The organism is Rhodococcus jostii RHA1, assembly GCF_000014565.1.
Taxonomy (GTDB): domain Bacteria; phylum Actinomycetota; class Actinomycetes; order Mycobacteriales; family Mycobacteriaceae; genus Rhodococcus_F; species Rhodococcus_F jostii_A.
Window position 1 is genome coordinate 418,776 of sequence record NC_008268.1, and the last position, 25,572, is coordinate 444,347.

Here is a 25,572-nt window from a genome sequence, read left to right on the forward strand (position 1 = left end):
ACGCGTCACCCCTGCCGCGGCTTCTCCGGGGTCGCGCGCCGGTGCACGGCAAGTTGCAGTGCGAACAGGAGCCGGTCGGCGGCGTCCTGCAGACCGATCCCGATGATCTCTTCCACTCGGCGGATCCGGTACCGCAGCGTGTTGGGATGCACGCTCAGTGCGGCAGCGGCATTACGAACGTCCCCGTGCTCGGCGAGGTAGGTCTCGGCGCTCTCGCACAGGTTGGAACCATGCTTGCGGTCGTACTCGTACAGCGCATCGACGCGCGGATCGTGCAGTTCCGGGTGTTCGCCGACGAGGTCGAGGATCTCCCCGAGCAGCACCGCGGTGCGGGATTCGGCGAGCGTGGTCACCCGCCCCTCCGGGAACGTGGCGGCAGTGCCGTCGAGAACCCGGTCGACCTCGACCCGTGCCGCGGCCACCTGCGCGAGGTCGGGAACCGGAACTGCGATCGCGGCCCGCAGCACGATCGACCGCTTGGCCTCGAACTGGTCGACGAGCTGCCGCGTCCAGGCGGTGACGCCCGCAGCGGACTTGTAGCGAGGAAGGAGCACATAGGCGCGATCACCGATCACAGTGGCGACCGAATGGCGGCTGAACGAGCTCGCGTGCAGGCGGAGCATGCTGCCCATACCGGCGAACTCGCCGGTGGCCGTCGAGCTCTCCGAGCCGGTCGGCGCGAAACCGACGACAGCGGCCGCGCCGCTCATCGGCAAGTTCAGGGCGCTGGCCACAGAGGGAACATCGACGCCCCCACCACGCGCACCGAACAACCGTTGGACCAGCAGCCCCTCGGTGGAGGGGGCGTTGAGACTTCGGGTGATGATCCGGGCTGCGATCGCCGAAGCGCCGCGCAACACGTCCACCGCATCCGGATTGAACGATGCGTCGCCCTGTTGCACCCAGATCGAACCGAGAAGCCGCGGTGCAGTCGAGGTGTCCTCGGTGGACTGGCGGATGCTGACCACCAGGCGCCGCTTGGTGGCGAGTTCCTCGTGCGCGGGCACGTCGATGACCTCGTCGCCTTCACGGAGCCGGTCGAACACTCCCCACTTCTGCAGTGTCCGCAGGTAATCGCGTGGGCCCTCACGGCCGAGGATCGACAAGGCGCGCAGTTCGTCCGCCGCTTCGTCGGAGGCAGAGTATGCGAGCACCTTCGACTGGGCGTCCTCGATCGAGACCATCCCCCCGGCGTTCTGGGCGACGATCTGCGCGAGGCCGAACAGGTCGGTGTCCGTGGCAAGCAGATCCGGGTCCGCAGGTGCGCCACGCCCGCGGCGAGAGCGGTCGAGCATGCGCTGGACCAGCGGGAACACGTGATCCCACCGGGCCTTCGGGTGCACCGCCACGAGGGCGACGCCGGCACGGTGCGCCGCCGCCTGCACTGCGCTCGACTCGTGCGCCGTCTTCGACATCACCGCATGCGGCCGGTGCCGGCGCGCCCGCCCGGAGACGTCGTCGAACCAGCGCACGGCGTCGGCGTCGGCAACCCCTACATGGAGATACAAGTCCTGCATCGGAGATTGCGATTCGGTTTCGACCGTCAGGTCGGAGCTGTCGACGAGTGCCACCGATGCAACGGCGACGTCGTCACCCGCGGGAGCGTCGATCAGCTCGACGACCGCGGTGTCGAGAGCACGGAGAAGCTCACGCAGCGTGATGGTTTCGGCAGAAGTTACGGGCGCCGCGGCTGCTGTGGCAGGACTTCGATTTCCGGAAGGCACCGGCCTCGCTCCGTTCGGAAGGTGAGAACAGGTTTAGCCAACAGTACAACCTTCATCAGCATTTATTGTCCGGTTGGCTCAATAACTCGGCTCTGTTCTGGTGTTGACTACGTCTAGTTCGAGCGGCGGTTCCTTCGCCGCCACACCCCCGTAGGAGGTTCCATGGACGCCGTCACCACCACGCCCCAGCCGATCAACGAGCCGGTGGGCTCCTTCGCACCGGGGAGCGCCGAGCGCGCCCGACTGCAGGCGAAGTTGGCCGAGCTGGATTCGAATCCCACCGAGATCCACCACGTCATCGGCGGTGCGCACCGGCGCGGCAACGGCCCCGCGATCGACGTCGTGCAGCCGCACCGGCACGCCGCGGTCCTGGGCACCTTCACCAATGCCGGCGCCCAGGACATCCAGGATGCCGTTGCAGCCGCCACCGCCGCCGCCCCGGCCTGGCGGGCACTGTCCTTCGAGGACCGCGCCGCAGTGTTCCTGCGCGCGGCCGACCTGCTGTCCGGACCGTGGCGTGAAACCCTCGCCGCCGCAACCATGCTCGGCCAGTCCAAGACCGCGTACCAGGCCGAGATCGACACCCCGTGCGAACTGATCGACTTCTGGCGCTTCAACGTCCAGTTCGCCCGGCAGATCCTCGCCGACCAGCCGATCTCCTCTCCCGGCGTGTGGAACAAGCTCGAATACCGCTCCCTCGAGGGCTTCGTCTACGCCATCACCCCGTTCAACTTCACCGCCATCGCCGGGAACCTGCCCACCGCACCCGCCCTGATGGGCAACACCGTGGTGTGGAAGCCGTCGCAGACCCAGGCCGTCGCCGCGTACTGGACGATGAAACTGCTCGAGGCCGCAGGCCTGCCACCCGGCGTGATCAACCTCGTCAACGGCCCCGGCGCCGAGGTCTCCGACATCGTTCTCGCCGACCCCCGCCTGGCCGGGATCCACTTCACCGGGTCCACCGCCACCTTCCAGCACCTGTGGCGACAGGTCGGCGACAACATCTCGAACTACAACAGCTACCCACGCCTGGTCGGCGAAACCGGCGGCAAGGACTTCGTCCTCGCCCACAGCTCCGCCAACCCCGACACCCTCACCACCGCCCTGCTGCGCGGCGCGTTCGACTACCAGGGACAGAAATGCTCCGCGGCCTCCCGCGCGTTCGTCCCGAAGTCGGTGTGGGCGAAGATGGGCAACGACTTCATCGAGAAGGCCTCGACGCTGAAATACGGGGATGTCACCGACTTCTCGAACTTCGGTGGCGCCGTCATCGACCAGCGGGCCTTCGACCGCAACGCCGACGCCATCGCCCGCGCCAAGGCCACCCCCAGCCTGACCATCGCCGCCGGCGGCCACGTCGACGACAGCGTCGGCTACTTCGTCGACCCCACCGTCCTGCTCGGTGACGACCCCACCGACGAGGCCTTCCGCACCGAATACTTCGGACCGATCCTGTCCGTCCACGTCTACGACGACTCCGCCGCCGGATCGTTCGACAAGGTCCTCGACCTGGTCGACAAGGGGTCCGCCTACGCGCTGACCGGCTCGATCATCGCCGACGACCGCACCGCGATCGCCCAGGCCACCGACGACCTGCGATTCGCGGCCGGCAACTTCTACATCAACGACAAGCCCACCGGCGCCGTCGTCGGACAGCAACCCTTCGGAGGAGCCCGCGCGTCGGGCACCAACGACAAGGCCGGCTCCCCGCAGAACCTCCTGCGCTGGGCCTCCGCCCGCACCATCAAGGAAACGTTCGTCCCGGCCACCGACCACCACTACCCCCACCAGGCCGCCGACTCCTCCGAGGACATCTGATGGCGGCCGCGGATCTGTTGCGGCCCGCCCTGCTCGCCGCAGCCCGCTCGCCGCGGATGGAACGCACGGTCAGTCGCATTCCGGTGACCAAGAGCCTCGTCGACCGGTTCGTCGCCGGCGAGACCGAGGATCAGGCGGTGGCCGCGACCACCGGTATCCTCGACTCCGGCCGCTACATCAGCATCGACTACCTCGGCGAAGACACCACCGATCTCGGGCGGGCCTCCGGCACCGTGTCGCATTACCTGACGCTGTTGTCGTCGCTGGCGCAGCGTGCCCCGGCCACTGACTCCGGCGGTCGGCCGCGCAGCATCGAGGTCTCACTGAAGCTGTCCGCGCTCGGACAGTTCCTTCCCCGGGACGGTCACAACGTGGCACTCGAGAATGCCCACAAGATCTGTACCGCGGCCGAGGAAGCCGGCGTCTGGGTCACGGTCGACGCCGAGGACCACACCACCACCGACTCGACCCTGTCGATCGTGGGAGAGCTCCGCGAGGACTTTCCCACTCTCGGCACCGTGCTGCAGGCCTACCTGAAGCGCACCGAAGCGGATTGCCGGGACCTTTCCGGGCCCGGATCGCGGATCCGGTTGTGCAAGGGCGCGTACAAGGAACCCGCATCTGTTGCCTACCAAGGTAAGCCCGCGGTCGACGAGGCTTACCTGCGGTGTCTGCGGATCCTGATGAACGGCGAGGGCTACCCGATGGTCGCCTCCCACGACCCGGCCATGGTCGACGCCGCGCTGACGCAGGCGAAGGCCACGGGTCGCACCACCGACGAGTTCGAGATCCAGATGCTCCACGGCATCCGGGACACCGAGCAGTTGCGTCTGGTCGAGCAGCAGCAACACGTGCGGGTCTATCTGCCCTACGGCGAGCAGTGGTACGGCTACTTCATGCGCCGTCTCGCCGAACGCCCCGCCAACCTGGCCTTCTTTCTCAGGTCACTGACCTCGACGAAGTAACGGCTCGGGACGCCGTCGCGGTACGCCAGGCAGGAGCGACTCCCACCGCATCTCACGCGATGCCCGGTTGCTCCGGCGCGCCTTCGCCCGCGCCGCCCGCCCGGGTGAAGAACGAGACGCGGCCGTTGGTCTCGAGCACAGCAAGCTCGATTTCGTCGAACCGGCGGATGCCCTTCTGCCGGGCATCCGCCATCAGGTCGTCCAGCGATATTCGCTCGGTGCGTAGACGCTGCAGGTCGGGTATCCCGCCACGAACGATGATGACGGGAACACCGTGCGTGACCCCACGCACGCGGGGGAATCGCGCATTCGCCCATGCCAGGGCCAGTGTGAGCAGGGCGAACACTCCGACCGCGAGGACTGCGGACGTCACGGAGTAGTCCTGTTGCGTCACACCCTGCTGAAAGAGGTCGCCCATGACGACAGGACCGCCGCACGGATCACGATCTCCATCAGGGCACCAGCCAGGTTGTGAACTCCAGGGTGACCACGTCGACTCCCTTCTCGGACACCGACACCGATCCCGAGTGGCCGAGCTGACTCGAAGGCTGAATGTAGGCGTCGAAGCCCAGGGTGAGTGTGTCTCCGGGCGGTGGATCGATCGTCATGTAGGTCCGCGAAGCGTCGCTGGTTTCTGCGGACGGCTCCGGTGTATCCCTGGGTCTCGAACACGTCGAAATTAACTGCGCGCGACTGCACTGCACACGAGGCGTTGTTTGATTCGCTTGTGGCACGGGTAGGCGGAAGATGCAGCAGCGTCGATGTTTCGGATGGGAGGAACACGAGATGGCACGCAAGGATTCGCAACCCCAACTCAAAGACCAGGAAATGTACGAGGAACTCCGCGAGAAGGGCGATTCCAAGGAGAAGGCCGCACGAATCTCCAATGCCGCGGCCAGTCGTGGGCGCGAGAACGTCGGAAAGTCGGGCGGGAAGTCGCAGTCATACGAGGATTGGACGGTCGACGAGCTCCAGAAACGTGCCAAAGAGCTGGGTTTGCAGGGTTATTCGAAACTGAACAAGAAGGAGCTCATCGACGAGCTTCGCAATCACTAGCCGGGCGGCCGCGCATGTGGCCGTTCGATCCTGCGCGATCGAGGCCTCACCAGCCGTTGCAACCCGAAGGTCAGGAGAACAACGTGCTGCTCGACGGTATCAACCACATCGCCTGGATCTCCAAGGATTCCGGCCGCTTGGGCCGGTTCTACGCCGACGTGTTCGACGCCGACGTCGGGCCCACGCGCTCCCACGGCGACGACGGCAAGGAAACGATGACCGTCATCCGCATCGGCCCGCACACCGAACTGAACATCTTCGTGATCGAAGGCAACACCGAACCTGAGCGCCAAACACCCATGTGGGGACGGGGACGCATCGATCATTTCGGCCTGCAGGCCGCCTCACACGAAGCATTCGCCACGATTCGGCAACGTCTGATCGACGAGTCGGCCAGCGACGGAGCCGTCAACGACTTCGGCGCCGTCCAGAGCATCTTCTTCCGCGACCCCGACGGACTCGAGGGGGAAGTGCTTATCGCCAAACCCCGGTAGTACGCCCTGGCGACAGACACCGGGAACTCGATCCCGTCATGGCCGATGACCTGGATTTCGACCTCCATCGATGCAGCAGGTCGTACCGTGGAACCGCCACCGATCCGCACAGTGACCGACGCGAGGAGTGCCGAAGATGTTCGATCTCGAACCCGCCACCGACGTGATGACCGCTCTCGTCGAGTCCGTGCGCGACGATCAACTCACAGCACCGACACCGTGCCCGGAGCTCACCGTCGGTGATCTCCTCGACCACATCGACGGGCTGTCGCTTGCGTTCACCGCCGCCGCGACGAAGACCCCGCCGGCCGGGGGCAGCCAACCACCCTCCGCCGATGCCGCTCGTCTCGGCGCTGACTGGCGCACCCGGATCCCCCAGCGTCTGGCCGCTCTCGCCGGCGCCTGGCGCGAAGAAGCGGCGTGGCACGGGATGACCCAGGCAGGTGGGCTCGACCTACCGGCCGACGTCGCAGGAGCGGTCGCGGTGGACGAGATCGTCGTGCACGGCTGGGACCTCGCCGTCGCCACCGGTCAGAACTTCGACAGCACACCGGAACTACTCGGCGCCGCATACGAGTTCGCGAAGTCATCGGCCGACCAGAACCCGCACGGCACGCCCGGACTGTTCGGGCCACCGGTGACCGTTCCTGACTCCGCGCCACTGCTCGAGCAACTGCTCGGCCTGACCGGCCGCGACCCACGGTGGGTTCCCGCCGCCACGTAGCAGTCCGCACTGTCCGCCGCGGACAAAGCTCGAGGCGAACTCGAGCCCGGCAGAATATTTCGGACCACCCCCTGAGCATAGTGTCATGGATCACACGGCAAATCGAAGGGAACGAAACAGTGTCCGACATCGGCTATTCAACCTCGTGGGGCGCTCCGACGACGGCCGCATCGAGGACTCCGTCGTGGGTGGTGAGTGCGTTCTCGATCTACTTGGGGTAGCTGTTCTCGCCGCCGCGGATGATCATGTCCTTGATGCGGTCGACGAGGGTGAGGTACCCGTCCTCGTCGAGTCGGCCGACGTCGCCCGTGTGGAGCCAGCCGTCGACGATGGTCCGGTCTGTCTCCTCCGGACGCCACAGAGCCGTGCATCACGTTGGCGCCGCGAACGACGACCTCGCCAACCTGTCCCGGGGGAAGCACGGCGCCGGACTCGTCCATTATCGCGAGGGTCTACCCCGGCCCCGCCCGCGTCCTGCCGATGATCGAGGACACCGAGAAGTCCGGCGACGCCCGCGCCCTGGTCAAGGGCATCCTCGACCGCAAGGAAAAGCTGATGGGCTTCGGGCACCGCGTCTACCGCGCCGAAGACCCCCGCGCCCGGGTGCTGCGCGCCACCGCCAAACGCCTGAACGCCCCCCGCTACGAGGCCGCCGCCGCCCTCGAACAGGCCGCCCTCGCCGAACTGCGCGAGCGCCGCCCCGAGCGGGCCATCGAAACCAACGTCGAATTCTGGGCCGCGGTCATCCTCGACTTCGCCGAGGTCCCCGCGCACATGATGCCCGCGATGTTCACCTGCGGCCGCACCGCCGGCTGGTGCGCCCACATCCTCGAACAGAAACGTCTCGGCAAGCTCGTCCGCCCCGCCGCCATCTACACCGGACCCGCGCCCCGCACCCCCGAATCCGTCGACGGCTGGGACCAGATCGCCTCGACGTAGAGGTCGACACCGTTGAGAAACGCGACGCCGAGCCGCGCAAGACGCCGTCCGCGGGCGGGCGCCTACTGGCGGCGGATGGGCCTACGGGCCTCGATCATCGGTGCTGTTCGCGGTAGCGGCTCGGACTGATGCCGTAGGTCGCTGTGAATGCTCTGCTGAAGACGGACAGATCGATGAACCCGAACTGGGCTGCGATGTCGGTCAGGGATCGGGGGATGTTGCGTGGGGACACCATCGCTTGGCGGCAGGCCTCGAGGCGGTGTTCGCGAATCGTGGCAGCAGCGGTTGCGTCGAAGCGCGCGAACACTCTGTGGACGGTTCTGGTGGAGACGAAGAAAGCCTTCGCGATCCCGGACGGGGACAGGTCCGGGTCGTCGAGGTGCTGTCCGATGTACTGCACCATGTTCGCGTACAACTCCCGCATGGCGGCATCTGGATCGTCGGGCTGACATTCCTCCTGCGCCGCGGTGATGGCCAGGTCGGCCAAACCGCCGGCGAGCCCGATCGCGCCTCCGGAGGAGACCTCCCCGTCGGCGACGAGGAGCCTGGACAACATTGGTGACAGTAACTGTCCCACAGGGGAAGTGGAGCTGACGGTTCGCGCTGTCAACTGCTGTGACTGGCTCTCGGTGAGCGACACCGAGGCGCGCGGCCAGGTGAACACGCGCAGGTGCCAGTCCGGATGCAGGTTCCAGGTAAAGGGTCGTGAGGTCTCGTAGAGGGCGAAATCACCCGGGCCGAGAATGCAGGTACGTCCGTCCTGGATGAGCTGACCCTCACCCGCGACCACCATGCCGATCTGCATCAAATCGAGTGGGTGGCGGTCGGCAAGCCTCGCCGTTCGGCGGAAGGATTGCGATGTCGCGGTGACGTCGGCAGCCATCAGGTGCGCGAAATGCCGGGTGTGGACCGCGCCGGTGAAGTGCGTGGGCTCGGCGGGATCGATATCCAGCGCGACGAAGGTGTCGCGGATCGTGTCGATCCAGGTGCCGAGCGTGGTGGTCCGAACCACCTCGCGGCGCTGCTGAGGTGTCGACCCGGCGCGCGACAGTGACGGTTGCAGCACCGGCGTGTTCGCGGGCCGGCAATCCGAGCCGTCCCCATGCACGAGGTCGCCATCAGGCGGTGGCAACGACGTCATGAACAGCTCCCTCTCCTCGCGTGAACCCAACGCTATGAGCGGGGAAACCGCATGTCAACGCGCGCTCGCCTATTTACGCGGAAGAAACACGATTTCCCACCCGTGACAAAGCCGCATACGTGTCGGGGCGTGATTCGCGAACCCTGCGAATTCCGGCGCCAGTGGTTCCGCCCCCCGCGGTGACGATGTCGCGGAGTGCAAAGGGGGTAGTCGCTGAGCGTCAAACATCACGCCTCGGAAGCTCCTACGGTTCGAGTACGCCGGAAAGACCCGGATGGCTCACGGGACCTCCTGGTCCGATTGACGATTCCTCGTCCCGGCCGCTAGCGGATCGTCGATGTACACAGAAGGACAAACTATGGAAGTCGCCGCCGTTCGCCGCTCTGTGGACCCCCACCGAGTAATCGCTCTTCGCGGAGCGACGTAGCATGCCTGTCCTGCTGCTCGACGCTGTCATTGCACTTCTCCGAATGCTGATTCGCCCCCACCGTTGGCCGGCCGACCTGAGGGGCGGTGTCAACAGAATCGCGGCGGCACGAGCCTACCGACGGTCGATGGCACTCCACGCGCATATGGCGGGTACACACGACGAGCGCGTGTACGCCGAGGATTTCGGCGCCACAGCTCTCCCGGCAGTGACCACAAGTTCTTGCGCCGAGCGTCGCTGATCGTCGAACTACCTGTCGCTCGCAGTCAAATCCACACCGGGACAACACGGTAGCTTCGACTACCAACCGAGTTGCCGAACGTTCTCGGCAAGCCCCAACTCATGAATGAGGAGTCTTCATGGAATCTGCAATCGGCGACCATCTCACTTGCCCGCGGAGCCTGACTCGGCGTGTGCCCGACGACTACCAACCCCCTTTCCCCATGTGGGTGGGACGTGCTGACGAACGCCTACAGCAGGTGGTCATGGCGTATCTCGGCGTGCAGTTCCGCGGCGACGAGCAACGCCCGGCCGCGCTTGCGGCCATGCGCGACATCGTTGCCGGCTTCGATCTCGACGACGGCCCGTTGCACCACGACCTGACCCATCATGCGGACAATCAGGGCTACGAGAATCTGATTGTCGTAGGATACTGGAAAGACCTTGCTGCCCACACTCGTTGGATTCAAGGCTCTGCCGTCGCCGACTGGTGGGCATCAGATGAACGACTGTCCGAGGGACTTGGCTACTTCCGCGAGATCGTTGCCCCACGTGCCGAGCAATTCGAAACGCTCTACGCCTTTCAGGACCACCTCCCCGGTGTCGGCGCTGTCATGGACGGGATCAGCGGCGAGATCAACGAACACGGGTACTGGGGTTCGATGCGCGAACGTTTCCCGATCTCCCAGAATGACTGGATGCAGCCCTCGGGCGACCTGCGGGTGATCAGCGGCAATCCCGCTGCCGGTGGCCGTGTCGTGGTACAAGGCCACGACAATATCGCGCTGATTCGGTCCGGCCAGGATTGGAAGGATGCCGAATCCGAAGAACGCGCCCTGTATCTCGAGGAAATCCTCCCGACCTTGCAGCAGGGCATGGATTTTCTTCGCGACAACGGCGAGTCGGTGGGCTGCTACAGCAACAGGTTCGTGCGCAACATCGATCTGGAAGGGAACTATCTCGATCTGAGCTACAACATCGGCCATTGGGGTTCGCTCGACAAACTCGAGCGCTGGGCAGAATCCCATCCGACCCACCTACGAATCTTCACCACCTTCTTCCGCGTCGCCGCCGGCCTGTCAAAACTTCGGCTCTATCACGAGGTCTCGGTGTTCGACGCCTGCGACCAGCTGTACGAGTACATCAACTGCCACCCCCAGACCGGCATGATGCGCGACGCCCAACCGGTCAAGCACGCGAGGAGCACCACCTGATGACAGTCATCCGACCGAACGACGATGCAATCGGTTCTGCCGCAAATCGTTACGGCCTACATCTCGACGCTGCCACTCGGCAGGAGTTCGCAGGCCTGGTCGACGGCGCGCTCGGTTCGTACGATGTGGTCGACGACCTGTATGCGGACGAGAGTTTCTCGGCACCCTCCCGCGATCATGCGACACCCGATGCGAGCGACAATCCCTTGGGCGCATGGTATGTAACCACAAGTATCTCGACCGCGACGGGTGGGCCTCTGACCGGCCGGCGGGTGGCGATCAAAGACAACGTGACCGTCGCCGGCGTGCCCATGATGAACGGATCGCGATCGCTGGAGGGTTTCGTTCCCACCCGTGATGCAACCGTGGTCACCCGACTGCTCGATGCCGGCGCCACGGTGGCGGGCAAGGCGGTGTGTGAGGATCTGTGCTTTTCCGGTTCGAGCTTCACCCCGGCCACCGGTCCGGTGCGCAACCCGTGGGACCCTGACCGCGAGGCCGGTGGATCCTCCGGAGGCAGCGCAGCCCTCGTCGCGGCCGGCGATGTCGATTTCGCGATCGGCGGCGACCAGGGTGGGTCGATCCGCATTCCGGCCGCATTCTGCGGCGTAGTCGGCCACAAGCCCACGTTCGGGCTGGTCCCCTACACCGGCGCCTTCCCCATCGAGCGCACGATCGATCATCTCGGGCCCATTACCCGCACGGTCGAAGACGCCGCCCTGCTTCTGTCGGTGATCGCCGGCCGTGACGGCCACGATCCCCGCCAACCGGACAACCTCGTGGTGGATGACTATGTCTCGACCCTCGACACCGGGACCGACGGCCTGCGGGTCGGCGTCGTGAGTCAGGGATTCGGGCACGCGAACTCACAGCCGGAGGTCGATGATGCGGTCCGCGCGGCCGCACACCGCTTCACCGAGGCTGGCGGCGTGGTCGACGAGGTGAGCATTCCGTGGCATCTGCACGCGTTCCACGTGTGGAACGTGATCGCCACCGACGGCGGCGCCTATCAGATGCTCGACGGCAACGGCTACGGCCTCAACGCAGACGGCCTCTACGACCCCGAACTGATGGCGTACTTTGCGCAGCACCGCATCCAGCACGCTGATGCCCTGTCCGAAACCGTCAAACTCGTCGCCTTGTGCGGCCATCACGGTGTCACCGCGTTGGGCGGATCGAGCTACGGCAAGGCCCGCAACCTGGTACCGCGCGCTCGCGCCGCCTACGATGCGGCGCTGGAGAACTACGACGTCCTGGTCATGCCGACTCTGCCCTACGTTGCCTCCGAACTTCCGGCGCAGGATGTGGACCGAGTCACCTACGTCACCAAAGCCCTCGGAATGATCGCGAACACCGCCCCATTCGATGTCACCGGCCATCCGGCCCTGTCAGTGCCGGCAGGTCTGGTGAACGGTCTTCCCGTCGGAATGATGGTCATCGGGAAGCGATTCGACGACGCCACGGTCTTACGCGCCGGCCACGCATTCGAACAGATCCGCGGCGCCTTCCCCACGGCATCCGGCCAACCGGCTACCAGTGCACGTCTGAGTCTCGCCTGAGACAAGGCGCGTCCCGCCCGGCCACTCACACCACCACTTCACAAGTATCAGCCCCTACAGAAAGTGGAAACAATGTCGGCAACGATCGAACACACACCAGACAACGCGGCACCAGCTCAAGCGCCGGCGTCGGATCGCGCGTGGGCCCTGTTCCGTGCGCTCGACGGAAAGGGCCTGGTCCCAGAGGGTTACACCGAAGGGTGGAAGAAGACCTTCGAGGAGGATTTCAGCCCGAAACGCGGCGCCGAACTCGTCGCGCGAGCCTGGACCGACCCGGAATTCCGCGACCTGCTCCTCACCGACGGCACCGCGGCCGTGGACCAGTACGGATATCTGGGACCGCAGGGCGAATACATCGTGGCGCTCGAAGACACCCCCACCCTCAAGAACGTCATCGTATGCTCCCTGTGCTCGTGCACCGCGTGGCCCATCCTCGGGTTGCCGCCGACCTGGTACAAGAGCTTCGAGTACCGTGCCCGCGTCGTCCGTGAACCTCGAAAAGTGCTGTCGGAGATGGGAACCGACATCCCGGAGAATGTCGAGATCCGTGTGTACGACACCACCGCCGAGACCCGCTACATCGTGCTCCCCCAACGGCCGGCCGGCACCGAAGGCTGGAGCCGAGAACAACTGCAGCAGATCGTGACCAAGGACTGCCTGATCGGGGTCGCAGTCCCGCAGGTCTCGGCCAACTGAACCACCAACCAAAGGAGATAGCCCCATGGATGGAGTACACGATCTCGCCGGTGTTCAAGGATTCGGCAAGGTGCCCCACACCGTCGACGCCGACATCGGCCCCACCTTCCACGCCGAGTGGGAACACCTCCCCTACAGCCTGCTCTTCCTCGGAGCGGCGGACCTGGGTGCATTCAGTGTCGACGAGGTCCGCCACGTCGTCGAACGGATGGAACCGCGCCACTACATGATGACGCCCTATTACGAGAGGTACGTCATCGGCGTTGCCACCCTCATGGTCGAGAAGGGAATCCTCACCCACGACGAGCTCGAAGTCCTCGCCGGGGGCCCGTTCCCCCTGTCCCGGCCGGCCGAGTCGGAGGGACGTCCTGCCCGCACCGACACGATCACTTTCGAGGTCGGGCAGCGTGTCCGGGTCCGCGACGAATACGTTGCCGGTCATATCCGGATGCCCGCCTACTGCCGCGGCAGGGTCGGTACCGTCACCCACCGCACCGGCGAGACATGGCCGTTCCCCGACGCCATCGGCCACGGCCGCGCTGACGCCGGGGAGGAACCGACCTACCACGTCGAGTTCGCGGCCGAGGACCTGTTCGGAGACGACACCGACGCCGGCAGCGTCGTAGTCGACCTGTTCGAGGGGTACCTCGAACCGGCAGCCTGACCCGCTGCCCGCACTGTCACCAACGGCGTGGGCGGGTACGCAACCCGAGTGCGCGTTACCCGCCCACGCCCCATAGCCGGGATCTCCCCGACCCCTCGGAAGGACTCCAAACATGGCCGACACACGACTTCCCGTGACCGTGCTGTCAGGATTTCTGGGTGCAGGAAAAACCACCCTCCTCAACCAGGTCCTGCGCAACCGGGAGGGACGGCGGGTGGCCGTCATCGTCAACGACATGAGCGAGATCAACATCGACAGCGCCGAAGTCGAACGGGAGATCTCACTGAGCCGCTCACAAGAGAAACTCGTCGAGATGACCAACGGCTGTATCTGCTGCACCCTGCGCGAGGACCTACTCGCGGAAATCAGTGCATTGGCCGCCGATGGACGATTCGACTACCTCCTGATCGAATCGTCCGGCATCTCCGAGCCGCTACCGGTCGCTGAAACGTTCACCTTCATCGACACCGACGGACACGCTCTGGCAGATATCGCCCGCCTGGACACCATGGTGACCGTCGTCGACGCCCACAGCTTCCTCCACGACTACCAGACGGGCGGTCGCATCGAGGCCGACGCACCCGACGACGAACGCGACATCTCCGACCTGCTGGTCGATCAGATCGAATTCGCCGATGTCATCTTGGTCAGCAAAGCCGACCTCGTCACGTCGGATCACCTGACCGAACTGACCGCAGTCCTGCGCTCACTCAACCCCACTGCCCGCATACAGTCGACGTCCCACGGCCAGATCCCCCTCGACACCATCTTGGACACCGGCCTGTTCTCGTTGGAGAAGGCCGCCCAGGCACCCGGATGGCTCCAAGAACTCCAGGGGGAACACACCCCCGAGACCGAGGAATACGGAATCAGTTCCGTCGTCTACCGTGAACGTGCCCCCTTCCACCCCGGGCGGCTGCACCAGTTCCTCACCAGCGAATGGGCCAACGGGCGTCTCCTGCGCGCCAAAGGCTATTACTGGAATGCAAGCCGATTCACCGAGATCGGCAGCATTTCCCAGGCCGGCCACCTGATCCGACACGGCTACGTCGGACGTTGGTGGAAGTTCCTGCCCGAAACCTACTGGCCTGAGGACGACTACCGCCGTGCGGGAATTCTCGACAAATGGGAAGAACCAGTTGGTGACTGCCGTCAGGAACTGGTCTTCATCGGCCAAGGAATCGACCCCGACACACTGCGCCACCGACTCGACGCTTGTCTGCTGACCACCGCCGAGATCGAACTCGGCCCCGACACCTGGACAGCATGGCCCGACCCACTCGGCGACGGCCAGACCGACCAGGTCATCAGCACCGTTGCCCGAACAAACCCCGTCTGACCCCGACGCCACCTCGGGTTACTACGCAACCACCTCGCGAATCTTCATAGCCCCCACGTGCTGCTGCCGGTGATCGGGCCAGATCAACCTCGCATCGCTGCGCGATCAGCGAAGGGGTGAGGACGCGGTGGTTTCGAGGAGCGCCGCGTCCCGGCTGGCGGTGTTGCGGCTGGTGGCCGCCTTCCCCAGGACACGGCTGACGGCGGTGGAGTCGAGCATCTCGTGCTGCTCGACGATCGAGTTCAGCACGGACGCGACGACCCGCGTGCAGGACACCGCCGCGGCGGCCGGGTTGGCGACCGCACGCTCCTCTGACGTGCCAGCGCGGGGCTCATCGACAGCAGCGCCGTCACATCGTCCCGGACCGGACGCAGGGCCGGGCGGCGAGAGAACTCCTCGACCAGCAGCTCGACGAGATCGGATCCGACAAGGCATGGATCGAGTCGCGGGGCCGATCACGGTCGACGAGCATGTCCACCGCCTCCCCTTTGTGCCACATGTGTACCGCGTACCGCCCGTGGCACGGTAGACGGGCCGGACGGACTCGACACGGATGCCCTCTCGCCGATACTGCACCCCCTCAGCCGGTCCGCAACATGCGCCCCACCATGCCGTGCCGACATGGATCAGCATTCGCGCTCACCGACATCGCGGGAACCACCTCGGCCCCCAGGCAACAACGAGCCTTCGCTCGACAAGCGGGCCAGCAACGTCCGCCCTTCGGACCTCGGCGAATGTCCACGGCCATGGAGTCCGGCGGTCGATGCACTTCAGCGGCCGGCATAGGGACATGAAATTACTTAGCAAAAAGAGTTAGCACTCCCACGATACGAGTGCTAAATTTCTTTTGGGGTCTTCGCCACAAGCGGAAACCCTCGACCGAGTCGCAACCCTCGACCACCGAAATGGCTTCGACAACACCGTTCCCGTTGTGCCCGAACAGTCTTGAAGACGCTTCCGGTCTCGTCAATCCTATGTGCCCCGTCGACCCGACTCGTCAAGCGTGAGAAGGAGGATCATGACCGCCGCCGTCCCCGACAGCTCCGGTGCCGACGACCACATGTGTTCCGCCCTCGACGACACCGGGATACGGAAACAGCGCGGGTCGCGGTTGCCCGCCGTGTCGATCGCCCTCGGGGCGCTGTCCGTGGCGTCGTTCTGGGTGGTCGGACTCGGCTTCCTCTTTGGGGGTGGCCGCGGTGATCTGCGGCGCCGTCGCCACCTCGCGGTCCGCGGTAGCAGACGACGAGGCGGCATCGTTGCGGGCCCTGCTGGGCGTCGTTGCCGGCGCCGCGGGGATCACCGTCTCCGCGATCGCCCTGTTCCCCATGCTTGCACACCTGTGAGCCGCGAACATGGCGGCTTCATTTTTTGGTCGCCATCCGAGGGTCTGCTGCGGTTCGGCCGCCCACGCCCCATCCTGCCCTGAGCGGCGATCGCGACGCTCGTCGGATTCGAGAAATGTTTCGACAGTGCAGCATTGACGATCATGACCCACTCTGATCGCCTACGGACGGGCTCGGTCGGACGGCGACCGGTTTCGGAGCCGAATCCGGTCGCCGCTGCAACCGAGCCTCAACCGCGTCAGTAACGCGCTGCGATAATGTCTTCGTCGAGAAATCCCGTCAATCCGCCACTGAAGACATCGTTGTCGTCGCCGGCGACCATATGCCCGGCCCCGGTCACGTCGATCAGCTTCGCGGACGGAATCAGCTCGAGCAGCTCCTTGGCGCCTTCCTCGCTGACCACTTTCGACTCCTTGCCACGCACCAGCATCGTGGGAACCGCGACCGCAGCCGCGGCCTTCCGTGCGCGTTCGTACCGCACGATCGAATCCGCCTGACGAGTCGGTTCGTCGCCCTGGCGCAGGAACGCCGGATCCCAATGCCAGAACCAGCGGCCATCACGCAGACGCAGGTTCTTACGCAACCCGTCCGGGTTGGGCTTACGCACCCGGTTCGGGGTATACGCCGCGATCGCCGCCGCAGCCTCGTCGAGGCTCGCGAAACCCTCGAGGCCACTGCGCATGAACGCCATGATCTCCGCGGTGCCGCTGGTTTCGACCTTCGGTGCGATATCAACCAAGACCAGACCGCGAGCGAGCTCCGGGTTCTCCCCCTGCCCGATCAACGACGTCATCCCGCCCATCGAGGCACCGACGAGCACCGGCTTCTCCCCCAACTCCGCGACGACCGACGTGAGGTCGGCAACCAGTGCATCGATGCCGTAGTCCCCGTCCGGCGCCCACTGACTGTCCCCATGCCCGCGTGCGTCCACCGCGATGGCGGACCACCCGTCCGCCGCGAGGCTGCGCCCGGTGTTTCGCCAGGAATGCCGGGTCTGCCCGCCGCCGTGCAGCAACAGCACCACGCCTTTCCTGTCGACACCCGATCCGCCGGTCTCCTGGGACGGCGGATCCCACCGGTCGGCAGCGAGCGTGACACCGGCACCGCGGAGTTCGGACTGTGTGACTACGGGATCCATGGGTTCCTCACCAACATTGTCGAGCTGAGCATTCTTTATCATGTTGCACTACGGGGTGAACAATGATTCACCGGGCACTCGTTGCATGTCGTATCAAGACAGGTTGAACCTGGTTCAGCCGACTGCGTCGGTGTCGCTGAGTTTGGCCGACCCCGGTCGATGGGTCGACTCGCCAGATCAATCTCGCGCTCCCCGATGCGGTGCTCACCGCGAATTCACCCTCCTGCCGTGATGCCCCGAAGAGGCAGAGGGGACGACCCCACTTTTCGATTCTGTAGACAGACGATCGTGTGGAGGTGACCATGCGTCAGGAGGAAGTGGCACCGGTGCCGCCACCCATCCGGTGGCGGCGGCTGCGCCCGTGGAGCCGCCACCACACGGCGGCATGGTCTTCGCCGGCAGCCCCGACGAGATCACTGAACGGATCGTGCGATTACGCCGAGGGACAGTGTCGAAGTCCGGAGGGCTGATGATTACCGATGCACTACTCGAACAGGTTCGGCAATCCATCCGTAACCCGGTTCGGGAACTTCGGCTCGCGCTTCTCGAGAAATGCGTCGACACCTTCACGCACGTCGTCCGCGGTGCCGCGGACGTAGATGCCGATCGACTCGGCCCGATGTGCTACCTCAGGGTCGGACGCACCAAGCATCCGCCACATCAGCTGTCGGGTCAGAGCTGCCGACACCGGTGAGGTACCGGAGACGAGTTCCCGCGCGATGTCGAGTGCCCGCTCGAGCACTTGATCGGCGGGTACGAGTTCACGGACGAGTCCTCGTTCGAGCGCTTCGACTGCCGAGACCATCTTGCCACCCACTGTCCACTCGACGGCCGTCGAGATACCGACGGCCCGCGGAAGGAACCAGGTCGAGCAGGCCTCGGGGACCAGTCCGCGACGCGTGAACACGAACCCGAACTTCGCGGTTTCCGACGCGATGCGAATATCGGCCGGCAGGGTCATGGTGACGCCGACACCCGCGGCCGGTCCGTTGATCGCGGCGATTACCGGCTTGAGGGAACGGTAGATTCTCAGCGAGACCTGACCGCCCGTGTCGGCCGGTGCGCCTCCGGTCTCCGGGTCGTCATCCAGCACGAAGGTGTCGCCGCCGGCTGCGAGATCGGCTCCCGCACAGAAGGCCCGTCCCGTTCCGGTGATGACTACCGCACGGACCTCGTCGTCTGCGTCGGTCTCGTCGAAGATTTCGATGAGCCGATAGCACATTGCGTTGGTGAACGCATTGAGCTGGTGGGGACGGTTCAATCGCACAACCGCGATCTCCCCGTGCCGCTCGAGTATTATTGCATCGTGGGTACCGGTTTCCGGCACGATGACTCCTTCCTGAGTTCCCCGCCGGTTCGGTTCAGCGGACCTTGTCGAATCGTTCAGCCACGTCCCGGTATTCGGATCGGATCGCCGTCTTCGAGAGCTTGCCACTGGGGAGCCGCGGCAGCGGCTCGTCCCGGATCACCACGTAGCGCGGAACCTTGTAGTCGGCCACGAGCCGGTCGCAGTGTTCGATGATTGCCGCTGCATCGACGCCATCCTTCACCGTGACGATCGCCGCCGGGGTTTCGCCGAAGCGCTCGTCAGCGGCTGCGATGACAGCGACTTCCTCGACACCGGGAATCTCCGAGATGACCCGCTCGATCTCGACCGGCGAGATATTGATGCCGCCGGTGATGATGAGGTCTTTGAGCCGGTCGACGAACTTGACGCGTCCTTCGTCGTCGAGGGTGCCGAGGTCGCCGCTGTGCAGCCAGTTGTTCTGCAAGGCTGCCGTCGTCGACTCGGCGTCGTTCCAGTAGCCGGGGGTGACGCCCGGACCGCGCAGGAGGATTTCGCCCTCTTCACCGGGAGCGGCATCGGTGCCGTCCGGACGGACCACCTTCACTTCGGTGAAGATCGAGCCGTATCCACACGTGTCGGGGTGGTCGAAGGCTTCGGCGACGAGGGTGGCGGTGGCGACACCGCCGGCCTCGGTCATGCCGTAGATCTGTCGCAGTGCGACGCCCTTGTCCGCCCAGCGCTGCAACAGTGCCGGAGCGACCGCGGCGCCGCCGACGATCGCGGTGCGCAAGGAGGACAGGTCGGCGTCCGCGAACTCGGGTGAACGCGAGATCGCCTCGAAGATCAACGGCACACCGAAGATGGCCTGGACATGGTGTTCGCCGAGAAGCTGAGCCGCGCGGCCCGGATCGAACTCCTTCTCGATGATCAGCTTTCCGCCGAGCACCGTTGTCATGACCAGCCCCCATACCAGGCCGGGGGTGAAAACCAATGGCAACACCAGCAGTGATGTGGACCCGGGCCGGAAGCCTTCCTCGGTGAGTGACGCCTCGAAGACGATATTGAGCAACGTCCGGTTCGTGCAGATCACACCCTTGGACATTCCGGTGGAGCCACTCGTGAAGAGGAGGGCGGTCGGTTCGTCGGGTTCGAGATCGATGCGGAAGTCGTCCTGTTCTCCCGCGCGTAGGGGCGCGAGCTCGTCGAATGAGAGCGTGTCGAAGGTGCGACCCAGTTCGCGCGCCGCGTCGACCGTCTGCGCGAACTCGTTTGGCATGACGACCAGGACGGCGCCGGCGTCGTCGACAACCTTGCGGAGCTCCGCCGGCTTGAACCGTGGGTTGAGCGGGATCAGTACGCCGCCGGCCTTGAGGACGCCCAGTGCGATCACCGGCCACGTCAGCGAATTCGGGCCTAGCACGCCGACTCGTTGACCCGGTTGGATTTCGAGGTCCACGATCTTCCGGGCGATACGACTGGACCAGTCCTGGAGTTCGCGGTATGTGAGGGTTTCACCCGCCACGGTGAGCGCGTCCTGCTCTCCCTTGGTCTTCGCCCACCAATGCAATGCCGAGCCGACGGTGGCAGCCATTCGTCCTTACCTTTCGTGAGTCGCGCATGTGCGATGTCGTTCTACCGGGTCCTACCGGGCATGTGGGGTGCATGACACAGGGCGCGGGCCGAATCGCATTTGACGACAGATGTTTTCAGCGCGGATCGGACCAGGGAAGCCTGGCTCGTACGCCGTGCGATCCACGCTATATGGTCCAATTTGAGACGTCAATCAAGTCTTGTATTTTGCAACACGGCGCGCTGTGACAGCAACGAGCCCCGCCGCGCATGCGGCCGCTCCCCCGACTGTGAACACCACGATGTACGCCTGTTCTGTGGGCGTCGAGGTGCCCGGGATCGTGATGGTCGCGAGCAACACCGCAACCAAGGCACTGGCCAGTGAACTTCCGAATGTCCGGGCGATCGCGTTGATGCCGTTCACCGCCCCTGTGCTCCCCGGAGGACTGCTGCCGATGAGCATCGACGGCAACGCACCGTAGGCGACTATGACGAAGACATTGATCACCGCAACCGCCGTAATCACCTGCCACGTGTAGTCATGCGCAAATATCAGCATCACGAATCCGCACACACCGACGGCGCATGCTGCGGTCAGCACCGTGTGGGCGGGGAACCGTCGGACTACGAGTCCACTGACGGCCGCCGCAGCCGTACCGGCAAGCTGTCCGGGCAGCAGGTACACCAGACTGGTCTCGAGTACCGACGCATCGAAGCCGTATCCCGCTTCCCCTCGGGAGATCTGCACGAACGTTGCGATGGCCAGGAACTGCACGAACATCGCGACTCCCACCAGGAAGGCTGCGACATGCGCCGGAGCCACCAACCGCGCCGTCAGAAGTGCCGGAGCCACCAGCGGTGCAGTGGCCCTCCGTTCGTGCCGGTACCAGCCGGCAAGCACGAGCGCGCCGGTGACGGTGCAACCGATGGTCCGCACCGACAGCCATCCCCACGTTCCACCTTGCGTCAATGCCAACAGCAGTCCGGGCAGGCCGATCGCGAGCCCGATCGCACCCCAGAAGTCGAAGCCGCCGCGCGGTCCCGACCCCGGGGTACGCGGAATAACGCGCCACCCGACGACCATTGCTGTCGTCGTGAGTATCAACAGCATCCAGAAGACACGTCGATAGTCGGACCCCTCGGTGTACATCAGTCCGGCCGCGATCATTCCCACACCACCGCCGACACTCAACGCCCCGGACATGACGCCGAGCGCCATCGGGACACGGTGCGGCCCCAGTGCGCCCCGCACTACCGCGACCCCGACGGGGAACAACGCGTACGACATACCCTGCAGAACTCGACCGGCGATGAGTGCCGGCAACCCATTCCACGCGACACACAGCACCGAGCCGATCAGTACCGCGCCCAGCACGGCGAGCATCACCCTCCGCGGACCATGCCGATCGGCGAGGTGACCCAGCAGCGGTGTACACACTGCGGCTGCAAGGAGATTCGCTGTCACTGTCCAACCGACAGCGTCCGTGCCCACGTCGAGCTGCACCGCAATTACCGGCAGGAGCGGTACCACGGCGGTCTGCATCATCGACGTGATCATCACGACGAAGCAGAGCGCCGGGACCAGCAGCGCCGATCTACATGCCGACTCGGGGGCGGCGAGGTGGGCCCTATCAGGTGCCTGGGTCACGGCATCTCCTCGTTGCGATGCCGGTCAGAGATCGAGCACGAGTTTCGCTGTGCAGCTTCGCGATACACAGATCATCATGCAGTCGTTCTCGGCCTGTTCGTCTTCGGTGAGGATCGAGTCCCGATGCTCGGGAACGCCCTCCAGGACTCGGGTTTCGCACGTCCCGCACGTACCCTCACGGCACGAGAAGGGGGCGTCGACATCGGACCGGAGTACGGCGTCCAGCAGGCTTTCGTTCGCGTCGACGGTGATGGTCCTGCCCGCACGCCGGAGTTCGACCGCGAACGATCTGTCGACTGCGTTGGCCGGCCGCTCCTTGGCAGCGAACCGCTCGACGTACAGACTCAGGTTCGGATGCGCGAGGCATTCGTTTTCGATCGCCTGCAGGAGCGGCTCCGGTCCGCAGCAGTACACCGCGGTGCCGTCGGGGACGGCGTCGAGGGCAGCGGAAAGGTCGAGGATCCCGTATTCGTCCTGGGGTCGCAGCTCGATTCGGCCGGGGTACCGAGCGACCAGCTCTTCGGCAAAAGCCATGCTGGTGCGTATTCGGCCGCCGTACAGCAGGCGCCAGTCGGCGCTGGCAGCCTCGGCCGAACGGAGCATCGGCAACAGGGGCGTAATTCCGATACCGCCGGCGACGAAGAGGTAGGACTGCGCGGGTTCGAGGGTGAAATTGTTGCGCGGGCCTGCGATCGCGATCAGGTCTCCGACTTGCAGCGAGTCGTGCACCCAGCGCGATCCACCGCGTCCGTCCTCTTCGCGGAGCACCGCGATCGCCAAGGAGGTGGTGTCGGATGCGTCGCCACACAGCGAGTACTGCCGCACCGTCGACCTGTCGATGATGACGTCGATATGCGCTCCGGGCTCCCACGCCGGGACGGCGCCGCCATCGGGATCCGCGAGTCGAACTGCCATGACACCGTGAGCAAGCACGTCTTTGCCGATCACTCGCATTTTGCGTTGGTCGGTGTTGGTGCTTCCGTTCATCGGCGCTCTCGTTCCCATAGACTTCACGTGCCCTATAATCTTAAGCAGTTAGGTTTACGAGGCGCAAGCCCGGCCACCGGCACCCACGACGCGCACAGGAGATCGCCATGACCCAAACCTCATCGCCGGACCAGAGCGAATCGGTCCTCGACCTGTTCAGACTCGACGGATCCGTCGCTGTCGTGACCGGCGCCGGCAGCGGCCTGGGCGCCGGATTCGCCCGCGCGCTCGCCGAGGCAGGTGCCGACGTGGTGATCGCCGCGCGCCGGCGCGAGAACCTCGAAGCCGTCGCGGTGACAGTAGAGGCCACCGGTCGCCGCTGCCTGGTCGTACCTACCGACGTCACTGTGCCCGAGCAGTGTGACGCGCTCGCCCAGGCCGCTGTCGCCGAGTTCGGCCGCCTCGACATCCTGATCAACAACGCCGGAGTCACCAGCTCCGCGCCTGCGACGCGCGAGCGTCCCGAAGACTTCCGCGCAGTCCTCGACGTGAACCTCATGGGCAGCTATTGGGCAGCGCAAGCGTGTGGACGCGTGATGGGCCCGGGCTCGACCATCGTCAATGTCGCGAGCATGCTCGGCCTCATCAAATCGGCACTTCCCCAAGCTGCATACGCTGCCAGTAAAGCGGGCATGATCGGCCTGACCCGCGACCTGTCGAATCAGTGGTCGAAGCGAAAGGGCATCCGCGTCAATGCGATCGCGCCAGGATTTGTGGAGACCGACCTGATCTCCGAGATGTCGTCGGATACGCTCGACGAGTTCCTGCGCGGCAGTTCTCTCGGCCGCACCGCGACACAGCGCGAGATCGACGGAGCTGTGGTGTTCCTCGCCAGTCGCGCCTCCGGCTACATCACCGGCTCGACGCTCGCCGTCGACGGCGGCACTTCCGGACACTGATTCCCGACGACGAAAGACCATGCAACCATGACGTACTCCACCAAGGTGACCACCCTCCGCGGCGACGGCGTTTCACTGGTCGCCGACCTGTGGGAACCCCGGCGGGAACCGAAAGGCACGGTCCTGCTGCTCCACGGCGGCGGGCAAACCAGGCACTCGTGGCAGCGCACCGGAATACGGCTGGCCCAGCAGAGTTGGCGCGCGTATTGCATCGACGCACGCGGCCACGGCGACAGCCAGTGGTCGACCGACGGCGACTACAGCCCCGACGCGCACGCTCGCGACATTCGCGCAGTCGTCGCCGACCTCGGTGAACCCCCGGTGCTCGTCGGAGCGTCCATGGGCGGCATGGCCTCACTTGTCGCATCAGGCGACGAACCAGGCATTGCCCGGGCGCTGGTCCTGGTGGACATCACCCCGAAGGCCGAACCGGAGGGTCTCGCCAAGATCACCGAATTCATGCACGCCGGTTTGTCCGGCTTCGACAGCCTCGAGGACGCGCTCGGAGCAGTGATCGACTACAACCCGCACCGGAGTCGCGCGCCGCGGGTGGAGGGTTTGCGCAAGAACCTGCGTGAGCACGACGGTCGTTGGTACTGGCATTGGGATCCGCGAATGCTGACGGATAAGACGAATTCGGCGGACGCGGCGGCCGCGCGCGAAATTCGTGCCCGCGCCGCGGCGCGGGCGATCAGAGTCCCGACGTTACTCATCCGTGGCGCCCAGTCCGATGTGGTCAGTCCGGAAGGAGCGCGCGAACTCCTGGAGCTGATTCCGGGGTCGCGCTATATCGATGTGGGCGGCGCGGGGCACATGGTGGGCGGCGACGACAACGACGTCTTGAGTCGAGGCTTGGTGGAGTTCCTCGACGAGGCGGTTCTCACCGTATGACCACCTGACCGACGGGAACATATACCATTCTGACCATCTGCCGTTCCGACCAGGCCCGGCGTACTGCTCGAACCGAAAGCGAGATATGGCCCGACCGTCGAAACCTCTGATCAGTCGCGCAGCCGCCGTGGCAGCGTCCATCGAGATCATCGACTCCGAGGGACTCGATGCGTTCAGCCTGCCACGCCTGGCTAAACACATCGGAGTGCGTGCACCCTCGCTCTACCATCATTTCTCCGACAAATCGGAGATTCTCGAAGCGGTCGCTCGACAGATCGCCGGCGCCGGAAACCTACCGCGACGCAAGCCCGGCCCGGACTGGCCCGAATTCTTCGTGACGCTGAGCATGAATCTTCGCCGGTCGATCCTCAAACACCGCAACGCCGCGCCGATCCTGCTGCAATATCTGCCCCGTGACCTGCTGATCGGCACCTACGAGGACACCGCCCGGTTTCTCGAGAAGTCCGGAGTGCCCGCGCACCTGCACGTCCAGATTCTCGACGGTATGGAGCGCCTGACGCTCGGCGCGGTGCTCACCGAGGCGATGCGCAAGCCGAGCACCAAGTCCACGATCTTCCCGAACGTCGACCCGGAGTCGCAGCCCCTGCTGTCCAAGGCTCTCGCCGCAAACGAGATGACCTCCCGGCAGTTGTTCGAGGAAATGATTCGCAGTTTCCTTCACGGCGTGGTGCGCAACGAAAGTACCGCGATCACGGATGCCGCGCCCTCCGACAACGTGAGGGTTTCGGCCAACTGAGCGAGTCCGCCGTTCCTCGCGCGAACCTCCCTCGACGCACCGGTGCCCCACGGATCGAATCCGTGGGGCA

The 25,572-nt window shown here is 65.3% G+C and carries 23 protein-coding genes and 3 pseudogenes; 15 read left to right on the forward strand and 11 right to left on the reverse strand.

Annotated features, from left to right (window positions below; all coding sequences use genetic code 11):
• Nucleotides 1–5: 5 nt before the first annotated feature.
• Complete coding sequence (locus RHA1_RS01730; protein WP_011593622.1) at nt 6–1,724, reverse strand: PucR family transcriptional regulator; 1,719 nt, start codon at nt 1,722–1,724, stop codon at nt 6–8.
• Nucleotides 1,725–1,886: 162 nt separating this feature from the next.
• On the opposite strand from RHA1_RS01730, the gene pruA reads away from it, so the two are divergent.
• Both pruA and RHA1_RS01740 read left to right on the forward strand, forming a co-directional pair.
• A complete protein-coding gene (gene pruA / locus RHA1_RS01735) occupies nt 1,887–3,542 on the forward strand; it encodes an L-glutamate gamma-semialdehyde dehydrogenase (RefSeq protein WP_011593623.1) in 1,656 nt (551 codons plus the stop codon).
• A complete protein-coding gene (locus tag RHA1_RS01740) occupies nt 3,542–4,507 on the forward strand; it encodes a proline dehydrogenase family protein (protein WP_011593624.1) in 966 nt (321 codons plus the stop codon). The genes pruA and RHA1_RS01740 overlap by 1 nt, the downstream gene beginning before the upstream one ends.
• A 52-nt stretch (nt 4,508–4,559) precedes the next feature.
• On the opposite strand, the pseudogene RHA1_RS01745 reads toward RHA1_RS01740, so the two are convergent.
• Together RHA1_RS01745 and RHA1_RS50265 are read right to left on the reverse strand one after the other, a co-directional pair.
• A pseudogene (locus RHA1_RS01745) lies at nt 4,560–4,931 on the reverse strand (DUF421 domain-containing protein); the annotation flags it as partial.
• Nucleotides 4,932–4,959: 28 nt separating this feature from the next.
• Nucleotides 4,960–5,115 carry a hypothetical protein gene (locus RHA1_RS50265; RefSeq protein ID WP_167540917.1) on the reverse strand — a complete coding sequence of 52 codons (156 nt, stop codon included), beginning with the start codon at nt 5,113–5,115 and terminating at the stop codon, nt 4,960–4,962.
• A 178-nt stretch (nt 5,116–5,293) separates the two neighbouring features.
• Between RHA1_RS50265 and RHA1_RS01750 the strand changes: the two genes are divergently transcribed.
• From RHA1_RS01750 to RHA1_RS01760, 3 genes are all read left to right on the forward strand, one after another.
• Nucleotides 5,294–5,563 carry a DUF7218 family protein gene (locus RHA1_RS01750; protein WP_009472909.1) on the forward strand — a complete coding sequence of 90 codons (270 nt, stop codon included), beginning with the start codon at nt 5,294–5,296 and terminating at the stop codon, nt 5,561–5,563.
• Between the two features lie 83 nt (nt 5,564–5,646).
• Nucleotides 5,647–6,057: a VOC family protein gene (locus RHA1_RS01755; protein ID WP_041812286.1), complete on the forward strand. Its 411-nt coding sequence runs from the start codon at nt 5,647–5,649 to the stop codon at nt 6,055–6,057.
• 136 nt (nt 6,058–6,193) lie between these two features.
• The gene (locus RHA1_RS01760) at nt 6,194–6,781 is read left to right on the forward strand and encodes a TIGR03086 family metal-binding protein (protein WP_011593629.1); all 588 of its coding nucleotides are present in this window, start codon (nt 6,194–6,196) and stop codon (nt 6,779–6,781) included.
• A 139-nt stretch (nt 6,782–6,920) separates the two neighbouring features.
• On the opposite strand, the pseudogene RHA1_RS48890 reads toward RHA1_RS01760, so the two are convergent.
• Nucleotides 6,921–7,230, reverse strand: a pseudogene (locus tag RHA1_RS48890) (AMP-dependent synthetase); the annotation flags it as partial.
• A 13-nt stretch (nt 7,231–7,243) separates the two neighbouring features.
• On the opposite strand from RHA1_RS48890, the pseudogene RHA1_RS01765 reads away from it, so the two are divergent.
• Nucleotides 7,244–7,720, forward strand: a pseudogene (locus tag RHA1_RS01765) (citrate/2-methylcitrate synthase); the annotation flags it as partial.
• Between the two features lie 94 nt (nt 7,721–7,814).
• On the opposite strand, the gene RHA1_RS01770 reads toward RHA1_RS01765, so the two are convergent.
• Nucleotides 7,815–8,861: a helix-turn-helix domain-containing protein gene (locus RHA1_RS01770; protein ID WP_011593631.1), complete on the reverse strand. Its 1,047-nt coding sequence runs from the start codon at nt 8,859–8,861 to the stop codon at nt 7,815–7,817.
• Between the two features lie 786 nt (nt 8,862–9,647).
• On the opposite strand from RHA1_RS01770, the gene oxdA reads away from it, so the two are divergent.
• From oxdA to zigA, 5 genes are all read left to right on the forward strand, one after another.
• The gene (gene oxdA, locus RHA1_RS01775) at nt 9,648–10,721 is read left to right on the forward strand and encodes an aliphatic aldoxime dehydratase (protein ID WP_011593633.1); all 1,074 of its coding nucleotides are present in this window, start codon (nt 9,648–9,650) and stop codon (nt 10,719–10,721) included.
• Complete coding sequence (locus RHA1_RS01780; protein ID WP_011593634.1) at nt 10,721–12,280, forward strand: amidase; 1,560 nt, start codon at nt 10,721–10,723, stop codon at nt 12,278–12,280. Before oxdA ends, RHA1_RS01780 begins: the two co-directional genes overlap by 1 nt.
• Before the next feature lie 72 nt (nt 12,281–12,352).
• Nucleotides 12,353–12,976, forward strand: coding sequence for a nitrile hydratase subunit alpha (gene nthA, locus RHA1_RS01785; RefSeq protein WP_009472916.1), 624 nt, complete (start codon nt 12,353–12,355; stop codon nt 12,974–12,976).
• 25 nt (nt 12,977–13,001) lie between these two features.
• The gene (gene nthB, locus RHA1_RS01790; RefSeq protein WP_009472917.1) at nt 13,002–13,640 is read left to right on the forward strand and encodes a nitrile hydratase subunit beta; all 639 of its coding nucleotides are present in this window, start codon (nt 13,002–13,004) and stop codon (nt 13,638–13,640) included.
• Nucleotides 13,641–13,752: 112 nt separating this feature from the next.
• Nucleotides 13,753–14,979 (forward strand): zinc metallochaperone GTPase ZigA, encoded by a 1,227-nt coding sequence (zigA, locus tag RHA1_RS01795; protein ID WP_011593635.1) that lies wholly within the window; start codon nt 13,753–13,755, stop codon nt 14,977–14,979.
• Nucleotides 14,980–15,084: 105 nt separating this feature from the next.
• Here zigA and RHA1_RS51470 read toward each other — a convergent pair whose 3' ends face one another.
• Complete coding sequence (locus RHA1_RS51470) at nt 15,085–15,255, reverse strand: hypothetical protein (protein ID WP_016881035.1); 171 nt, start codon at nt 15,253–15,255, stop codon at nt 15,085–15,087.
• Nucleotides 15,256–16,169: 914 nt separating this feature from the next.
• Here RHA1_RS51470 and RHA1_RS01805 point away from each other — a divergent pair.
• A complete protein-coding gene (locus RHA1_RS01805) occupies nt 16,170–16,325 on the forward strand; it encodes a hypothetical protein (protein WP_237726828.1) in 156 nt (51 codons plus the stop codon).
• A 238-nt stretch (nt 16,326–16,563) separates the two neighbouring features.
• Here the strand turns inward: RHA1_RS01805 and RHA1_RS01810 are convergent, their stop codons facing one another.
• The 5 genes from RHA1_RS01810 to RHA1_RS01830 form a co-directional block, all read right to left on the reverse strand.
• On the reverse strand, nt 16,564–17,463 hold the full coding sequence (locus RHA1_RS01810) for an alpha/beta fold hydrolase (protein ID WP_011593638.1): 900 nt from the start codon (nt 17,461–17,463) through the stop codon (nt 16,564–16,566).
• Nucleotides 17,464–17,947: 484 nt separating this feature from the next.
• Nucleotides 17,948–18,790 carry an enoyl-CoA hydratase-related protein gene (locus tag RHA1_RS01815; protein WP_011593639.1) on the reverse strand — a complete coding sequence of 281 codons (843 nt, stop codon included), beginning with the start codon at nt 18,788–18,790 and terminating at the stop codon, nt 17,948–17,950.
• 34 nt (nt 18,791–18,824) lie between these two features.
• On the reverse strand, nt 18,825–20,342 hold the full coding sequence (locus tag RHA1_RS01820) for a class I adenylate-forming enzyme family protein (protein WP_011593640.1): 1,518 nt from the start codon (nt 20,340–20,342) through the stop codon (nt 18,825–18,827).
• Between the two features lie 192 nt (nt 20,343–20,534).
• On the reverse strand, nt 20,535–21,968 hold the full coding sequence (locus RHA1_RS01825; RefSeq protein WP_011593641.1) for an MFS transporter: 1,434 nt from the start codon (nt 21,966–21,968) through the stop codon (nt 20,535–20,537).
• 24 nt (nt 21,969–21,992) lie between these two features.
• Entirely contained in the window at nt 21,993–22,955 is a 963-nt protein-coding gene (locus tag RHA1_RS01830) for a PDR/VanB family oxidoreductase (RefSeq protein ID WP_011593642.1), read from the reverse strand.
• 107 nt (nt 22,956–23,062) lie between these two features.
• Between RHA1_RS01830 and RHA1_RS01835 the strand changes: the two genes are divergently transcribed.
• The 3 genes from RHA1_RS01835 to RHA1_RS01845 all read left to right on the forward strand — a co-directional run bounded on the left by RHA1_RS01835 (nt 23,063) and on the right by RHA1_RS01845 (nt 25,502).
• The gene (locus RHA1_RS01835; RefSeq protein WP_011593643.1) at nt 23,063–23,854 is read left to right on the forward strand and encodes an SDR family NAD(P)-dependent oxidoreductase; all 792 of its coding nucleotides are present in this window, start codon (nt 23,063–23,065) and stop codon (nt 23,852–23,854) included.
• Nucleotides 23,855–23,881: 27 nt separating this feature from the next.
• Nucleotides 23,882–24,745 (forward strand): alpha/beta fold hydrolase, encoded by an 864-nt coding sequence (locus RHA1_RS01840; protein ID WP_011593644.1) that lies wholly within the window; start codon nt 23,882–23,884, stop codon nt 24,743–24,745.
• A gap of 85 nt (nt 24,746–24,830) precedes the next feature.
• Nucleotides 24,831–25,502, forward strand: coding sequence for a TetR family transcriptional regulator (locus tag RHA1_RS01845; RefSeq protein WP_011593645.1), 672 nt, complete (start codon nt 24,831–24,833; stop codon nt 25,500–25,502).
• The last annotated feature ends 70 nt before the right edge of the window (nt 25,503–25,572 follow it).

Coding starts and splice junctions, on each gene's coding strand:
- pruA (WP_011593623.1), top strand. CDS start 1,887: ATGGACGCCGTCACCACCACGCCCCAGCCGATCAACGAGCCGGTGGGC.
- RHA1_RS01740 (WP_011593624.1), top strand. CDS start 3,542: ATGGCGGCCGCGGATCTGTTGCGGCCCGCCCTGCTCGCCGCAGCCCGC.
- RHA1_RS50265 (WP_167540917.1), bottom strand. CDS start 5,115: ATGACGATCGATCCACCGCCCGGAGACACACTCACCCTGGGCTTCGAC.
- RHA1_RS01750 (WP_009472909.1), top strand. CDS start 5,294: ATGGCACGCAAGGATTCGCAACCCCAACTCAAAGACCAGGAAATGTAC.
- RHA1_RS01760 (WP_011593629.1), top strand. CDS start 6,194: ATGTTCGATCTCGAACCCGCCACCGACGTGATGACCGCTCTCGTCGAG.
- RHA1_RS01770 (WP_011593631.1), bottom strand. CDS start 8,861: ATGACGTCGTTGCCACCGCCTGATGGCGACCTCGTGCATGGGGACGGC.
- oxdA (WP_011593633.1), top strand. CDS start 9,648: ATGGAATCTGCAATCGGCGACCATCTCACTTGCCCGCGGAGCCTGACT.
- RHA1_RS01780 (WP_011593634.1), top strand. CDS start 10,721: ATGACAGTCATCCGACCGAACGACGATGCAATCGGTTCTGCCGCAAAT.
- nthA (WP_009472916.1), top strand. CDS start 12,353: ATGTCGGCAACGATCGAACACACACCAGACAACGCGGCACCAGCTCAA.
- nthB (WP_009472917.1), top strand. CDS start 13,002: ATGGATGGAGTACACGATCTCGCCGGTGTTCAAGGATTCGGCAAGGTG.
- zigA (WP_011593635.1), top strand. CDS start 13,753: ATGGCCGACACACGACTTCCCGTGACCGTGCTGTCAGGATTTCTGGGT.
- RHA1_RS01810 (WP_011593638.1), bottom strand. CDS start 17,463: ATGGATCCCGTAGTCACACAGTCCGAACTCCGCGGTGCCGGTGTCACG.
- RHA1_RS01820 (WP_011593640.1), bottom strand. CDS start 20,342: ATGGCTGCCACCGTCGGCTCGGCATTGCATTGGTGGGCGAAGACCAAG.
- RHA1_RS01830 (WP_011593642.1), bottom strand. CDS start 22,955: ATGAACGGAAGCACCAACACCGACCAACGCAAAATGCGAGTGATCGGC.
- RHA1_RS01835 (WP_011593643.1), top strand. CDS start 23,063: ATGACCCAAACCTCATCGCCGGACCAGAGCGAATCGGTCCTCGACCTG.
- RHA1_RS01840 (WP_011593644.1), top strand. CDS start 23,882: ATGACGTACTCCACCAAGGTGACCACCCTCCGCGGCGACGGCGTTTCA.
- RHA1_RS01845 (WP_011593645.1), top strand. CDS start 24,831: ATGGCCCGACCGTCGAAACCTCTGATCAGTCGCGCAGCCGCCGTGGCA.